Origin of the sequence: Mycobacterium sp. OTB74 (assembly GCF_029892685.1) — a bacterium.
Taxonomy (GTDB): domain Bacteria; phylum Actinomycetota; class Actinomycetes; order Mycobacteriales; family Mycobacteriaceae; genus Mycobacterium.
Map to the genome: position 1 here is coordinate 567,884 of NZ_JARXVD010000001.1, position 15,224 is coordinate 583,107.

The 15,224-nt window shown below is 65.8% G+C and carries 15 protein-coding genes; 6 read left to right on the top strand and 9 right to left on the bottom strand.

Annotation, left to right across the window (positions count from 1 at the left end):
- The first annotated feature begins 26 nt into the window (after positions 1-26).
- Complete coding sequence (gene ligA / locus M2432_RS02755) at positions 27-2,093, top strand: NAD-dependent DNA ligase LigA (protein ID WP_280825194.1); 2,067 nt, start codon at positions 27-29, stop codon at positions 2,091-2,093.
- A 555-nt stretch (positions 2,094-2,648) separates the two neighbouring features.
- Here ligA and M2432_RS02760 read toward each other — a convergent pair.
- From M2432_RS02760 to M2432_RS02785, 6 genes are all read right to left on the bottom strand, one after another.
- Positions 2,649-4,205: a polyamine aminopropyltransferase gene (locus M2432_RS02760; RefSeq protein WP_280825195.1), complete on the bottom strand. Its 1,557-nt coding sequence runs from the start codon at positions 4,203-4,205 to the stop codon at positions 2,649-2,651.
- A complete protein-coding gene (locus tag M2432_RS02765) occupies positions 4,205-4,663 on the bottom strand; it encodes a DUF350 domain-containing protein (protein WP_280825196.1) in 459 nt (152 codons plus the stop codon). The genes M2432_RS02760 and M2432_RS02765 overlap by 1 nt, the downstream gene beginning before the upstream one ends.
- A 25-nt stretch (positions 4,664-4,688) precedes the next feature.
- Positions 4,689-5,105 (bottom strand): DUF4247 domain-containing protein, encoded by a 417-nt coding sequence (locus M2432_RS02770; protein WP_280825197.1) that lies wholly within the window; start codon positions 5,103-5,105, stop codon positions 4,689-4,691.
- Positions 5,102-5,599, bottom strand: coding sequence for a DUF2617 family protein (locus tag M2432_RS02775; protein WP_280825198.1), 498 nt, complete (start codon positions 5,597-5,599; stop codon positions 5,102-5,104). The genes M2432_RS02770 and M2432_RS02775 overlap by 4 nt, the downstream gene beginning before the upstream one ends.
- Positions 5,599-6,210 carry a DUF4178 domain-containing protein gene (locus M2432_RS02780; RefSeq protein WP_280825199.1) on the bottom strand — a complete coding sequence of 204 codons (612 nt, stop codon included), beginning with the start codon at positions 6,208-6,210 and terminating at the stop codon, positions 5,599-5,601. Before M2432_RS02780 ends, M2432_RS02775 begins: the two co-directional genes overlap by 1 nt.
- 82 nt (positions 6,211-6,292) lie before the next feature.
- Entirely contained in the window at positions 6,293-6,952 is a 660-nt protein-coding gene (locus M2432_RS02785) for an amino acid-binding protein (protein ID WP_280825200.1), read from the bottom strand.
- A gap of 112 nt (positions 6,953-7,064) precedes the next feature.
- Between M2432_RS02785 and gatC the strand changes: the two genes are divergently transcribed.
- Genes gatC through gatB form a run of 4 tightly spaced genes read left to right on the top strand, consistent with a single transcriptional unit; the run spans position 7,065 to position 11,418 of the window.
- Complete coding sequence (gene gatC / locus M2432_RS02790; RefSeq protein WP_280825201.1) at positions 7,065-7,364, top strand: Asp-tRNA(Asn)/Glu-tRNA(Gln) amidotransferase subunit GatC; 300 nt, start codon at positions 7,065-7,067, stop codon at positions 7,362-7,364.
- The gene (gene gatA, locus M2432_RS02795; protein ID WP_280825202.1) at positions 7,361-8,845 is read left to right on the top strand and encodes an Asp-tRNA(Asn)/Glu-tRNA(Gln) amidotransferase subunit GatA; all 1,485 of its coding nucleotides are present in this window, start codon (positions 7,361-7,363) and stop codon (positions 8,843-8,845) included. Before gatC ends, gatA begins: the two co-directional genes overlap by 4 nt.
- 19 nt (positions 8,846-8,864) lie before the next feature.
- The gene (locus M2432_RS02800; protein WP_280825203.1) at positions 8,865-9,896 is read left to right on the top strand and encodes an ATP-dependent 6-phosphofructokinase; all 1,032 of its coding nucleotides are present in this window, start codon (positions 8,865-8,867) and stop codon (positions 9,894-9,896) included.
- 25 nt (positions 9,897-9,921) lie between these two features.
- Complete coding sequence (gatB, locus tag M2432_RS02805) at positions 9,922-11,418, top strand: Asp-tRNA(Asn)/Glu-tRNA(Gln) amidotransferase subunit GatB (RefSeq protein WP_280825204.1); 1,497 nt, start codon at positions 9,922-9,924, stop codon at positions 11,416-11,418.
- 3 nt (positions 11,419-11,421) lie between these two features.
- On the opposite strand, the gene M2432_RS02810 is transcribed toward gatB, so the two are convergent.
- Together M2432_RS02810 and M2432_RS02815 are read right to left on the bottom strand one after the other, a co-directional pair.
- Positions 11,422-12,525, bottom strand: a complete 1,104-nt coding sequence (locus tag M2432_RS02810; protein ID WP_280825205.1) for a hypothetical protein — start codon at positions 12,523-12,525, stop codon at positions 11,422-11,424.
- A gap of 24 nt (positions 12,526-12,549) precedes the next feature.
- A complete protein-coding gene (locus tag M2432_RS02815) occupies positions 12,550-13,692 on the bottom strand; it encodes a PQQ-dependent sugar dehydrogenase (protein ID WP_280825302.1) in 1,143 nt (380 codons plus the stop codon).
- Positions 13,693-13,842: 150 nt separating this feature from the next.
- Here M2432_RS02815 and M2432_RS02820 point away from each other — a divergent pair, with 150 nt between their 5' ends.
- A complete protein-coding gene (locus M2432_RS02820; protein ID WP_280825206.1) occupies positions 13,843-14,715 on the top strand; it encodes a DoxX family protein in 873 nt (290 codons plus the stop codon).
- Positions 14,716-14,718: 3 nt separating this feature from the next.
- On the opposite strand, the gene M2432_RS02825 is transcribed toward M2432_RS02820, so the two are convergent.
- Positions 14,719-15,129 (bottom strand): PH domain-containing protein, encoded by a 411-nt coding sequence (locus M2432_RS02825; protein ID WP_280825207.1) that lies wholly within the window; start codon positions 15,127-15,129, stop codon positions 14,719-14,721.
- Positions 15,130-15,224: the final 95 nt, after the last annotated feature.

A 15,224-nucleotide genomic window follows, 5' to 3' on the forward strand; every position in this document is an offset into this window, starting at 1 on the left:
TCGGTGTCCTTCGATAGCCTTGGTCGGTGAGCTCACCCGATCCCGATGTGCGCCGACACTGGCAGGAACTGGCCGAAGATGTCCGCGGCCACCAGTTCCGCTACTACGTCAAGGACGCGCCGACCATCTCCGACGGCGAGTTCGACAAGATGCTCGGCGAGCTCCAGCAGCTGGAAGAGCAGTATCCGGAGCTGAAAGTCCCGGATTCACCGACTCAGCTGGTCGGCGGCGCGGGGTTCGCTACCGAGTTCGGCGAGGCCCAGCACCTGGAACGCATGCTGTCCCTGGACAACGCGTTCAATACCGACGAGCTGACTGCCTGGGCGGCCCGACTGACCAACGAGCTTGGTGACGATCTCGAGTACCTGTGCGAGCTCAAGATCGATGGGGTCGCGCTGGCGCTGGTGTACCGCGACGGCAAGCTGGTCCGCGGCGCCACCCGCGGCGACGGCCGTACCGGCGAGGACGTCACGCTCAATGCGCGCACCATCACCGACGTCCCCGAGGTACTGACGGGTACGGACGAGTTCCCCGTTCCCCCGGTGCTCGAGGTACGTGGCGAGGTGTTCTTCCGGGTCGAGGATTTCGAGGAACTCAACGCCGGTTTGGTGGGCGAGGGCAAGGCGCCGTTTGCCAACCCACGCAACAGCGCTGCCGGTTCGCTGCGGCAGAAGAATCCCGCGGTAACAGCACGACGGCGCTTACGGATGATCTGCCACGGCCTCGGTTACGCCGAAGGTTTTGATCCGGCCACCTTGCACGACGCTTACCGGGCACTGCAGGCCTGGGGACTGCCGGTTTCCACACACACCACCCGAGTCAAAGGCATTGCCGCGGTGGCCGAGCGCGTCGCCTACTGGGGTGAGCATCGGCACGACGTCGAGCACGAAATCGACGGTCTGGTGGTCAAACTCAACGATCGGGCGCTGCAGCGCAGGCTCGGCGCCACCAGTCGAGCGCCGCGCTGGGCCATCGCCTACAAGTACCCGCCCGAAGAGGTCACCACCAAGCTGCTCGACATCCGCGTCAGTGTCGGGCGTACCGGCCGGGTCACCCCGTTCGCGTACATGGAGCCGGTGACAGTGGCCGGGTCCACTGTTGGGCTGGCCACTCTGCACAACGCCACCGAGGTCAAGCGCAAGGGCGTGCTGATCGGCGACACCGTGGTTATCCGCAAGGCCGGTGACGTCATCCCCGAGGTGCTCGGCCCGGTGGTCGACCTACGCGACGGCACCGAGCGCGAATTCGTCATGCCCACAACATGTCCCGAGTGCGGCAGCACCTTGGCGCCGTCCAAGGAGGGCGATGCCGACATTCGCTGTCCCAACACCCGATCCTGCCCAGCACAGTTGCGGGAGCGCGTTTTCCATGTCGCAGGCCGCGGTGCCTTCGACATCGAGGGCCTTGGCTATGAGGCCGCTACTGCGCTACTGGCTGCTGATGTGATCACCGACGAGGGCGACGTTTTCGACCTCACCGCAGAAGATCTGTTGCGCACCAATCTGTTCAAGACGCAGAAGGGCGAGCTGTCGGCGAACGGCGCCAGGCTGTTGGCCAACCTCGGCAAGGCCAAGCAGCAGCCGCTGTGGCGGGTGCTGGTCGCGTTGTCCATCCGGCACGTCGGGCCGACCGCTGCCCGCGCGCTGGCAGGCGAATTCGGTGACCTGCAGGCCATCGAGGACGCCTCCGAGGAGCAGCTCGCTGCAGTCGAAGGGGTCGGCCCGACCATTGCCGCCGCCGTCATCGACTGGTTCACAGTGGATTGGCACAGGGCCATCGTGGACAAGTGGCGGGCTGCCGGGGTGCGGATGGCCGATGAGCGCGACGCCGGCATCGAACGCAATCTTGAAGGTCTGTCCATCGTAGTGACGGGCTCGCTTACCGGGTTTTCCCGCGATGGGGCCAAGGAAGCGATTCTGGCCCGCGGCGGCAAGGCCGCCGGTTCGGTGTCGAAGAAGACTGCCTACGTGGTGGCCGGTGACGCACCGGGTTCCAAGTATGACAAGGCCGTTGAGCTCGGAGTGCCGATCCTTGACGAGGACGGCTTCCGGCGGCTGCTGCGGGACGGTCCGGTAGTCGAGGAAGCTGATTGAGGTGCTGTTACGGCGTGCGGTCGTGACGCCGTACCAATACGTTCAACCTGCGGTTATGGTGCCGACTGATGTCACATAATTGCGCATGGCTGAAAGCAGCACACTCAAAAATGTGAGCCTCATCGTCACAATCATCGCTGGTGTTGTCGGCATCATCATCACCGTTTCGCAATTTCTTGACCACGACGGCGGGTCTCACTCCAATCCGCCGACGGAAACCAATGCTCATACCGTCAGTCCCCCTACCGATCCGTCTGGTTGCGGCCTCGCGGCTCCGGCCGAGGTCACGCTGTCAGCTGGTAAAGCGCCGCGGACAGCCCAAGTCACGGTGTACGGATCCTGCTTCCAACCTGGTGAGAGGGTGGTGATCCGGGTTCATGCTACCGAGGTGGGATCGGCTACCGCTGACTCCAAAGGCGGTTTTACCCAAAGGATTACGATCCCTGATTCAGCGCCGCCCCCTGGCTTTCCGACTGAGATCAGTGCGACTGGTAGACAGTCCGTCAAGACCGGGTCTGCGTCATTCCAAACGGATTGACCTCGCTGTGCAGCCGTTTACCGATACCCGCGCCGCATGTCGTCGACGATCAGTGGGTGCTCCAACGTCGACGGTTCGAGGCGCCGCGGCGCGACGTCGGGGGCGAACACGGTGGCCGCGTCGAGCACCTGCTGATTCAGAAACCGCAAGGGTGGAGCATCTTTCGGCACTCTGGCGGCGGGGGTCTCGGTACCGCGGCGGGCCAGGGTGAAGCCCCAGTCGCCGAAGGTCGGCACCTGGATGTGATAGGGCGTCACGGCGAAACCCGTCGAGGCAATAGTGGACACCGTGCGCCAGAAGACCATCGGGGTGGAATACGGGCTGCCGGACTGCACCACCATCAGTCCCTGCGGTGCCAGCGCATGCCGGACGAGCAGGTAAAACTCGGCTGAATAGAGCCGGCCTAGCACCGGGTTGTCCGGGTCTGGAAGGTCGACGATCACGGCATCAAATCCGCCCGGAGGCAATAGATCCGGGTGCGGTGTCCGCAGCCAGGTCATTGCGTCGTCGATCACCAGATGCACCCGTGGGTCGTCGAGCGCATCGGAATTGGCTTCCCGCAACGTGGTTCGTGCCACCGCAACCACCGCCGGGTCCAGCTCTACCTGCATGATGCGATCGATTCCCGGCTGGCGCAACAACTCCCGTGCGGCCAGACCGTCGCCGCCACCGATCACCAGTACCGAGCGGGCGCCGTCACCCAGCGCGGGGTACACCAGTGACTCGGTGTACCGGTACTCATCGCGGGTGGAGAACTGCAGCCCGCCATCAAGATACAGCCGGGTATCGTCACCGTTGCGCGTGACGACGATCTCCTGATATGCCGAATGTTGGTAGGTGACAATAGGATCGGCGTACAGGCGCTGGCGGGCAGTGGTCTCGATCCCGGAGGCGGTCGCGAGTAGTGTGGCCAGCACCGCGAACGCCAGCACCAATACACCCAGCGCGCCCCAGAGCTCGTGACGCGACAAGATCTGCCGCAGCAGGAACACCGAAACCACTGCGGCTGCAGCTAGATTGATCATCCCGGTCGCCGCGGCACCGCGGATCATGCCGAGGTGGGGTAGCACCAGAAACGGCCACGCCAGACCACCGAGTAGGGCACCCAGATAATCGGCGGCATTCAGATTGGCCAGCACCCGCCCAGCATCGGTCGCCCCGGCGACCCGCCCGCGCTGCAGGAGCGTCATCAACAGCGGCACTTCGGCACCGACCAGTCCGCCGATCATGGCGGTCGCGATACCCAGCACCCAACCGGAGTCCCCGACGAATGCGAACGTCACGTACAGCGCCGTCGCGGACAGTCCGCCGATCACACCCAGCAGCGTCTCGACGGCAACGAAACCGACGGCCGCGCGCGACAACAGGGCCTTGGCCAACAGTCCGCCCACCCCGAGCGCGGCCACGTATCCCGCCACGATCAAGGACGTCGCCACGATGCTGCCACCGTTGAGGCTCGTCGAAAGCGTCAGCAGCGCAAGCTCATAGACGATGCCGCACGCGGCGCATGCCGCCACTGCGGCCAATAGCAGGGCACGCCAGCGTACGTCGGGAGCGGTGGTGGTAATCGTCATCAGGTCAGCGCGGCGGCGTTGATCCCGCCGACTGCCAGCAGGACTACCGCAGTGGCCAGGGCTGCAGGATGGAATTCCTCGGCATTGATTTCGCCGCGAAAGTGCCCGGGCACCAACAACTCCAGTGTCATGAGGGCCAGGCCTTGCAGCGCGACGCCGATCAGCCCGTACACCAATGTGTCGATCAGGCCTTGGCCGAGATGGTCCGAGCTGGTGCGGATTGCGCAGATGATGATCGCGGCCAGCGAGATGTCCATAGCGGCGGTGACGGCCACTGCGTTGGGGCGCCGTTCGACGAACACCTGGCGCCGCAGCTTGCCTGGCGTCAGCACGTCCACCATGGCGAAGCCGGCGGTCAGTACCAGCACGCCGATCAGGAAGTACAGCACCGAACTGACCACGTTCTGGATGATCACGTCAACGTTGACAGTGCCGAAATCGATGGCGGCCAAGTACATGAATGTCTCCTAGGGTTCGATCTGGTTACTTCACGCCGCCCGGTCCACCCGAGCTGCCGCCGGAACTGTGTGATGGCGAACCCGGGCTGAAGCCCGGGCCCAGAAAGATGTAATGCCCATGGCTGTAGCCGGAATTCAGGCTCTCCAGCCGTACTGTGCAGGGGTGCCCGGACGACGGGCCGACGATGACGATGGCATCGCTGTAACGCAGGTAGTAGGTGCCCTGATAGTCCGCCTGGGCCTGCGGCGTCTGTGCGTCGGCGATGTCGTCGGCGACCGTGCTCGGTGAGCCGCTGCACAGAAACTCGTTGTGCCCCAAGCTCTGGTAATGGTGCTTGATGTATGAGTTGTATGTCTGGCCCATGATGATGCCGACAGTCAGGCAGATCGCGCCGGCCACACCGAGAATCGCGGCGATCAGTAGCAGTTTCTTCGGGGTCACGGGTGCCACCTGCTCGACGTACGCACCACCGTGCGGTCGTCGGGGTACAAATGCCAAGTGCGCCAATACCATCCGGCGCCGTTCGGTTCGGCTGCCAGCGCGGTGAGGGCAGCGTCATCTCCCGGGAAGGTGCCACCGAGCCAGCCGTCGTCGTGGGCGCAGCGCTGCCGCAGTGCGGTGGCAAGCGCGTGGAAACGAGCGTGCTCGTGCGTTTCGGTGTGCGATTCCAGGTGGTACCCCGCTGCATCAGCGGTACTCGGCAGCGCCGCGCCCTGCCCGCGTGCGGTACACGAAATCTCTTCGGAGAAAAGCGAATCCGGATGTGCGACGGTGATCACGTGGGACGCCCCGAGGACGCCCAGGACCAACCGGCCACCGTCCGGGTGAGCCAGCTCCAGCGTCGCCAGTGGACGCGGCGCCGGTGCGTTGAGCGCCAGGCGCAGACCCGCTCCGGACACGTCGGCGGGTGCTACCGATAGTCGATGCAGTGGCACTAGGACCCGGCCGGGGGCGCGGGGTATACGGTCAGCTCGCCCGGTGACATGACCCGCCCGGTTGACACTTCCCACGGCGTATTCGGCCCCCATTGCTCGAAACTGAGCAAAGCAGTACGTCCGGCACTCGCGTAGTCCACGAACTGCATCTGGCCGGCAGGCGCCAGGCCCGTGGTGCCCTCGCAGGTGTACGCCGCCTGGCCTCGCTCGACTTCGGTGAACGCAGTGCCGTCGACGGTGTGCGGACCGCCAGGCTGCAATACGAGGTCGGCACGTTTGGTCCAGAACGCGAGCTCGAGGCGTCCTTCGTCCTCCTCGACGCTGAACCAGATCGGTTCGCCCGAACCACCTTCCAGCAGATGTTCCCACCAGACGAAGGGGCCTTCGTGGTAGGTCACCGAACCGCGCACCACGTAGTCGACGCCGCCGTAGCTCACGATGGCTCCGGGGCCAAGTTGCTTGGGTCCGAACACCGGCATCTCGCCGAATTTCAGCGGATCCTGCCGTGCAGCGTCGTGGGTTTCGCGGCGTCGCCGCACCAGCGCATACACCAGGAGGAAGACCGCGGCGGCGAGCAGTAGCGCGCCGAGGATGGTCAGGAATGTGCTCAAGGAGCCTCCGAGCAGGACGGGGCACGGGATCAGGACGGAGCAACGCTAGCAGCAAATACGCCGTTGGGAGCTGTTAAGCGGGCTACCGAACGATGGTCGCTACGATCCCGGCCAGATACCCCAGCCGGGCAACCTCCGACGGCCGGAACGCAGGACCGCCCGGCCGGCCCAGCATCACAGCGGTATTCGGATCACCCAGTGGTGCTGCGGCCAGCGTGGTGTCGATGTCGCGCCAGAACTGAGGCACCCAGTCGCCGGTGGCGTCCAGCGCGGCAGCGTGGGTCAGCGGCAGCCAGGGCGCGGAATCAGCAAGGGTTTCAGGCGCTCCGGCGCTGCCGGCGATCCGATGCGGCCCGGCTCCGTCAACGCGAACCACCACGCACCAACCCACCCGCAGCACCCGCGGCGCTTCGTCGGCCAGCATCTGCAGCCGGGCGGTCTTACCGTCGGCGGCGGCCACATGGTCGATCAGTTCCAGCTCGCGGTGAGCTTCCAACAACCCGGTGTGGGGCCGGATGCTGTCGACGTAGACACCACTGAGGTTTTCGGCGGCGGTGATCAGCGAATCAGGCATGGATCCGGCGGGCAGTTCGACCACCAGATCGTCGATGGCGTAACCCGGTCCGCGCTCCACAACGTCCAGCGACAGGATGTCGGCGCCCACTGAACCCAGCGCAACTGCCAGCGAGCCAAGGCTGCCTGGGCGGTCTTCAAGCTGGACCCGCAACAGATAAGAAGGCACGTGCACACCTTTGCACAGTGACCTGTACCCGGCATGGCTTGCATGTGCCGTGCGCGGCTCGTACCCCGGCTGTATTCGGCGAGCCTGGCGGCTCGCACTAGGCTGTTTCGACGTGTCGCAGATTTCTCGGGACGATGTCGCCCACCTCGCGAATCTGGCCCGGCTCGCCTTGACCGATGGTGAGTTGGACAGCTTCGCCGGCCAACTCGATGCCATCTTGGAACACGTCGGCCAGATTCAGGCCGTCGATTGCACGGGGATCGAGGCCACCGGCAATCCACTCAAAGAGGTCAATATCACTCGGCCGGACGCCGTGGTGACCAGCTTGACGCAGGATCAGGCGCTGGCCGCCGCGCCGCGAGCCGAGGATGGTCGGTTCGCGGTTCCGCGCATATTGGGGGAGGCAGAATGAGCGACCTGATTCGTTTGGACGCGGCCACCCTCGGCGCCAAGATCGCGGCCAAGGAACTGTCCGCCACTGAGGTCACCCAGGCGCATCTGGATCAGATCGCCGCGACCGATGAGCGCTACGGCGCATTCCTGCACGTCGGTGCCGACGAGGCGCTGACCGCTGCGGCAGCCGTCGACAAGCAGGTCGCCGCCGGAGACGCGCTGCCGTCACCGCTTGCCGGAGTTCCGTTGGCGCTCAAGGACGTTTTCGCCACGACCGACGCGCCCACCACGTGTGGATCAAAGATTCTCGAAGGTTGGCGCTCGCCCTACGACGCCACGGTCACCGCCAAGCTGCGCGCCGCAGGCATCCCGATCCTGGGCAAGACCAACATGGACGAATTCGCCATGGGCAGCTCCACCGAGAACTCGGCTTATGGGCCAACCCGCAACCCCTGGGACGTCACCAAGGTGCCGGGTGGTTCCGGCGGCGGCAGCGCCGCCGCACTGGCCGCGTTCCAGGCGCCACTGGCGATCGGTACCGACACCGGCGGTTCGATCCGCCAGCCGGCCGCACTCACCTCGACCGTCGGCGTCAAACCCACCTACGGCACGGTCTCGCGCTACGGATTGATCGCATGCGCGTCGTCGCTCGATCAGGGTGGTCCCTGCGCCCGCACCGTGCTCGACACCGCGCTGCTGCACCAGGTCATCGCCGGCCACGACCCGTGCGACTCCACCTCGGTCGATGCCCCTGTGCCCGACGTGGTTGCCGCGGCTCGAGAGGGCGCCAGGGGCGACCTGAAGGGCGTCAAGATCGGTGTGGTCAAACAGCTGCACAGTGGAGAGGGCTACCAGCAGGGCGTGCTGGAGTCCTTTAACGCCGCGGTGGACCAGCTGACCGAACTCGGAGCCGAGATCACCGAGGTGGACTGCCCGAACTTCGACCACTCGTTGGCGGCCTACTACCTGATCCTGCCGTCGGAGGTGTCATCCAACCTCGCCCGGTTCGACGCCATGCGTTACGGCCTGCGGGTGGGCGACGACGGTACGCGCAGCGCCGAAGAAGTCATGGCCATGACGCGGGCTGCCGGATTCGGTCCAGAAGTCAAGCGCCGCATCATGATTGGTACGTATGCGCTGTCGTCCGGCTACTACGACGCCTACTACAACCAGGCCCAGAGGGTGCGCACGCTGATTGCCCGCGACCTGGACCGCGCTTATGAGAAGGTCGACGTCCTGGTGTCGCCGGCGACCCCGACCACCGCGTTCGGGCTGGGGGAGAAGGTCGACGACCCATTGGCCATGTACCTGTTCGACCTGTGCACGCTGCCGCTCAACCTGGCCGGCCACTGCGGCATGTCCGTGCCGTCCGGCCTGGCAGCGGACACCGGCCTGCCGGTCGGTCTGCAGATCATGGCGCCTGCGCTGGCCGATGATCGGCTGTACCGGGTCGGTGCAGCCTACGAAGCTGCGCGGGGTTCGCTGCCAACTGCGCTGTAAGCGGGTTAGATGGTTCAGCATGCGGATAGGTGTGCTGACCGGTGGTGGTGACTGTCCTGGGCTGAACGCGGTGATCCGCGCGATCGTACGCACCTGCGACGTCCGGTACGGCTCGTCGGTGGTGGGCTTTCAGGACGGCTGGCGGGGTCTGTTGGAGAACCGTCGGGTCCAGTTGTCCAACGACGACCGCAACGATCGGTTGTTGACCAAGGGCGGCACCATGTTGGGTACTGCACGGGTGAACCCGGATCGGCTACACGCCGGGCTGGAGCAGATCAAGCAGACGCTTGAGGACAACGGCATCGACGTGCTGATCCCGATCGGTGGCGAGGGCACGCTGACGGCCGCGCACTGGCTGTCCGAGGAGAACGTGCCCGTGGTCGGGGTGCCCAAGACCATCGACAACGACATCGATTGCACCGACGTGACATTCGGCCACGACACCGCGCTGCAGATCGCGACCGACGCGATCGACCGACTGCATTCCACCGCCGAGTCGCATCAGAGAGTGATGCTGGTCGAGGTGATGGGCAGGCACGCGGGCTGGATCGCGCTGAACGCCGGAATGGCTTCGGGTGCGCACATGACGCTGATCCCCGAGCAGCCGTTCGATGTCGCCGAGGTGTGCCGATTGGTCAAACAGCGCTTCGTGCGCGGTGATTCGCACTTCATCTGTGTGGTGGCCGAGGGTGCGACTCCGTCCGAGGGTTCAATGCAGTTGCGCGACGGCGGAATTGACGAGTTCGGACACGTCCGGTTCACAGGGGTGGCGCAGCAGCTCGGAATGGAGATCGAGAAGCGCATCAAAAAAGAGGTGCGCACCACGGTGCTCGGCCACGTCCAGCGCGGCGGCACCCCCACCGCATATGACCGGGTGCTGGCAACACGTTTCGGGGTCAACGCCGCCGACGCCGCACACAGCGGCGAGTTCGGGATGATGGTGTCGCTGCGGGGCCAACACATCGATCGGGTGCCACTGGCCGATGCGGTGCGCCAACTCAAGCTCGTCCCGCAGGGTCGATACGACGACGCCGCCGAGTTCTTCGGCTGAGCGGGCGGTCACTAGGATTGCGGGCATGGCTGCCGCTGACCTTCTCGACTACGACGATGTCATCGCGACGTACGACCCCGTCATGGGCATGGAAGTACACGTCGAACTGTCCACCGCGACCAAGATGTTCTGTGGCTGCGCCAACCAGTTCGGCGCCGAGCCCAACACGCTGGTGTGCCCGGTCTGCCTGGGGCTCCCGGGAGCGCTGCCGGTGCTCAACGAGGCCGCCGTCGAGTCGGCCATCCGGATCGGTTTGGCGCTGAACTGCGATATCGCGCCATGGGGACGGTTCGCCCGCAAGAACTACTTCTACCCCGACCAGCCCAAGAACTACCAGATCAGCCAGTACGACGAGCCCATCGCGGTGAACGGCTACCTGGATGTGCCGCTGGACGACGGCGCTACGTGGCGGGTGGAGATCGAGCGCGCCCACATGGAGGAGGACACCGGCAAGCTGACCCACCTGGGCAGCGACACCGGCCGTATCTCCGGCGCCACCGCGTCGCTCGCCGACTTCAACCGGGCCGGCGTTCCGCTGATCGAGATCGTCACCAAGCCGATCGAAGGGACCGGCGAGCGCGCTCCCGAGATCGCCCGGGCCTATGTCACTGCGCTGCGGGACCTCCTTCGTGCCTTGGACGTCTCCGATGTGCGGATGGATCAGGGCTCGATGCGCTGTGACTCCAATGTTTCGCTGAAACTGAAGGGCGCGGAAGAGTTCGGTACGCGAACCGAAACCAAGAACGTCAACTCGCTCAAGAGCGTCGAGGTGGCGGTGCGTTATGAGATGCGCCGGCAGGCTGCCGTCCTGCAGTCCGGGGGCACCATCACCCAGGAGACCCGGCACTTCCACGAGGACGGGCACACAACCTCGGGCCGGAGCAAGGAAACCGCCGAGGACTACCGGTACTTCCCGGAGCCGGACCTGGAGCCCATCGCCCCGCCGGCTGAGCTGGTGGAGCGACTGCGAGACACCATTCCGGAGCTGCCGTGGTTGGCGCGCAAGCGAATTCAGGAAGACTGGGGAATCTCCGACGAGGTGATGCGCGACCTGGTGAACGCCGGCGCCGTTGAGTTGGTGGCGGCCACCGTGCAGCACGGGGCTTCCAGCGAAGCCGCTCGCGCGTGGTGGGGCAACTTCCTGGTGCAGAAGGCCAACGAAGCCGAGGTGACGTTGGACGACTTGGCCATCACCCCGGCGCAGGTGGCCGCAGTGGTCAAGCTGGTCGACGATGGCAAGCTTTCCAACAAGCTGGCCCGCCAGGTTGTCGAGGGTGTGCTGGCCGGCGAGGGCGAGCCCGAGCAGGTGATGACCGACCGCGGACTTGTTGTGGTGCGCGACGATTCGCTGATCCAGGCCGCGATCGATGAGGCGCTGGCCGCTCAACCGGACATCGCCGAGAAAATCCGGGGTGGCAAGGTGCAGGCCGCCGGCGCCATCGTCGGTGCGGTGATGAAGGCCACCAAGGGTCAGGCCGACGCCGCACGGGTGCGCGAACTGGTGATTGCCGCCTGTAGCTGACCCTTAGAGGGGCGTTGCAGTATCCGGTGTGTGCAGCGCGGTCAGCGATGAGACGCCCGCGACGCAGTACCCCGCGATTACGAAACACAGTGCGGCCCAAGGGAGGCTGGCGGTAGGGGTGCCCGCGCCGGTGACACCGTCGATGGCACCCGCGAAATCCGGTAATACGGCAACCCACAACACGGTGAAGGTGAGCAGGTACAGCACACCGAACACCCGGACGTAGGGGCTTGGGTACTGGGTGCCGACGCGGCGAGTGATGCGCCATTGCTGAATCAGGGTGGGCATCGCCACCACGGCGAACATGACGATCTCGAGGGTGAGCACCACCGACTGCGCGACGATGTGCGGGGCCGCCAGCCACGCCGGCAGGCTCAGCACCCCGGTGAGAGTCGGCGCCAGCACGCAGATTGCCGGAATCCGCCAGATCATCGACCGTCGGCGTGCCCCGGCTTCGGCCGGGTGTGTGACCAGCACGTACACGAGCAGTCCGATGACCGCCGGTCCCAGCAGGGCTAGGCTGACCATGCTGCTGACCGGCACGCAGCCGAGCATCGGGTGATTCAGCGGATTGCCGGAATTCCAGACCCACCAACGCAATTGCGGCCCCAGATGGTCAAACACGCCGTAGATGCAGCCGTGGACGGATCCCACGCAGACCGAGGCGACCAGCGCACCCCTACGCTCGAAAACCCCGACCGCGCGAACCACGTCGAACGCCAAGGTGACTGTGGCCGGGTAGAGGGCCAGCACGTACAACGGCAATCGGTCGTCGAGGATGTCGACGGTGAAGACGTTGTGTACCAGCACGATGCCGAACCGTTGGGAGCTGAACATCTCGGGCGAATACCGCGGCAACTCGATCACCAGGGCATAGACCGCCGACGCCAGCCACAGCGCGACCCCGGTCAGGTCGCCCTCACGGCGCCAGCGACGCACGGCGAAGATCAGCGCGAGTACCGCGCCCGTCACCATTAACACCTCGACCACCGGCAGCGTCCAGTCGGTCAGCGTCAATGGGTTGCGCAGTCGCACCAACGAGCTGTCGTCGCAAGAGAAGCCGAGGTAGCCGGCCAGCCGAGCGAAGTCGGCTGGGCATGACCTCATCACACGAGTGCACCTGACATCGGACTACGTCTTGTCGTCGGTACTGCGCGGGAACCCGCCCTGCGGGAACAACGGGAACACCACGTCGTCGAATTTCTCGGCGTCGCCGGCCGTCTTGTTCACCGTGGCGCCCCATACGTTGCCGTCGGGGGAGAGCTTCAAGGCGAAGGCGTGGCCGTGGGTGTCCTGCCGCATCACCTCAGGATTACCCGTCACGGCACCGGTGTCCTTGGACATCCGGACAGCCACTGTCTGTTTGGTGTTGACCAGGTTGACCAGGACGGTGCCGTCGGTTGCCGCGCATCCGGCGACGCCCGGCCGGTTCGGCCAGGTCCACACCGTCGATACCTTCGAGTCCTTGGTGATGCGTTGCAGTCGATCGGCGGCCGGGGTGCGGTCGGTGACATAGAGCGAGCCGTTGGACGCATCGATGCACATCGCGCCGCCGGCGCCCATCCCGGACAGCGCGGTAGTCGGCGGTGCCTGGCCCACGGTGGTCGGCTGCTCGATGCGCAGCAGTTTGCCCGCCAGCGAAGTCGGATCGGCCGCAGCCGCAGGGTTGCCTGCGTCGCCCGTGAGCACCATCAGGGTGGTCGGGCTGGTGAAGATGAGCGCCCCGGTGTTACCCACGGCGCCCTTCGGGATGCCGGTCAGGATCGGCTTGGGCACATCGCCGTCGGCGATCCGGACCACGCGGTTGTCGGCCGGCGTGCTGACGTAGGCGTACATCAGCCGGTCCTGCTGGTAGGTGGGCGACAGCACGATGTCCATCAGGCCGCCATCACCCGAGCCATCGACGGGGATCACGACCTTGACCTTCGGTTCTGCGGTCGTGGAGATGTTCTTGACCGCACCGGTCACCCGCTCGGCCACCAGTGCCGAATGACTGTCGCCGCCCATGATCAGGCCGCTTGTGGACTCCAGGCAGCCCTGCAGCACGGCAGGTGCCGGGCATGCCTTGGGGAACGGGTTGGGTGGCAGCGGCGGTGGCGGCGGAGGTGGGGAGCTGGGCGGTGCGCCCATCTGAGGCTCAAGGGTGAACGGAGCTGACTCAGCTGAGTCGAAGCGGGCGCACCCGGGAACCACCAGCAAAACCGCGCCGAGCACCACGGCGACCCGGGACAGGTGACCTGCCAGCACACCCCGTGTGGACCGGCCTGGTCTCATGGTCGCCGTCATGCCCGCCAGGTTACGGACCGGTTGATGGTGCGCGCCACGCCGGGCGGTGCGCAGGGCGCCGCTAATCCCGTGAACAAGCGGGTCAAAGTTCCGCGCCAATGCACGACCAGCGCGGCGATTGCACTTACCCTGGCAATCATGACCAGTCCCCCCAACGACCCGCGCGCATGGCGACGGCCGGAACAGTCGGCCGCCAAGCCCGCGTCGGCGCGCCTGGTCGAGTCCGAAGACGACCTGCCCATCACGACCTACATCGCCGGCACCACTGACGGCGGCGAGATGGCCACCACAGCAATCCCGCGGTATGACACTCCGGCCGATGACGATGCATCATCATCGGCCGGATCTGCGAAGGGGTTCAGTCTGCTGAACGAACCCGAACCACTGCCTTACGTACAACCCAGCGGCCGTTCATCCGCGCAGGGCGCCGAGCCCGCCGAGATCGAACCTGATCCCGAGGTCGAAGCGCGGGTACGCGCTGCCAGCCGACGCGGCACCCAGGACCTGGGTCTGCTGCTGTTGCGGGCAGGCCTGGGTGCCTGGTTGGTGGCGCACGGCCTGCAGAAGGCGTTCGGCTGGTGGGGTGGTCCGGGCCTGAATGGGTTCCAGCATTCGCTGGCCACCGCGGGCTACCAGCACGCGGGCGTGCTGTCCTACCTGGGCACGGGCGTTCAGATCGGGGCCGGAGTGCTGCTGGTGCTGGGTCTGTTCACCCCGTTGGCCGCGGCGGTCGCGCTCGCCTACCTGCTCAACGCCCTGGCGGTGGCCGTGGGCGGACAGTTGATCCACGGCTATTTCCCGTATTTCCTGCCGGACGGGCATGAATACCAGGTGACCATGGTCGTGATCGCCGCGGCGCTCACCCTGACCGGACCCGGCCGCTACGGATTCGACGCGGGCCGCGGGTGGGCACGCCGGCCATTCATCGGTTCGGCCCTGTCGCTGGTGCTCGGTATCGGGCTGGGCGTCGGCGTGTGGGTGTTGCTGAACGGCTCCAACCCGCTGAGTTAGCGGTTATTCGTTGTAGGGATTGGGCACCACGCCGCCGCTGGCCGCAGTCAGCACCGGTAGCGATCCGAACGTCACCGCGGGCAGTCGCAACAATGACCCGTCGGTCAGTTCGGCCTTGGCCCAGGACGACCTGTCGAACCGCAGTCCCTTGACCTCCGGCCAGCGCACCGTGCGGCTGGTCAGCAGTGACCGCGCGGTGACGCCCTGCCGGTCCGCGACAGTTCGGTATCGAATCACCATGGCCGACAACGCGATTGGGATGATGAGCAGGACAGCGCACCAGGACGGCCCGGAGAACACCAGCGCCAGCAGCCCGAGGGCGAAGAAGGCCACCGCAATGTGGGCGACCGCCGGAATTCTGATGACGACGGGCTTGGTTGCGGCCGAAGCGCTTCGGGGACTCACAAGAGACATCTTCCCAGGCGCCGGGAGCGGCGAGTATGCGGCCTGGAGCCAATTTGACCTGTGGACGCTGCGGGGACTACCGTCAGATGTTATGCGAACCCCGG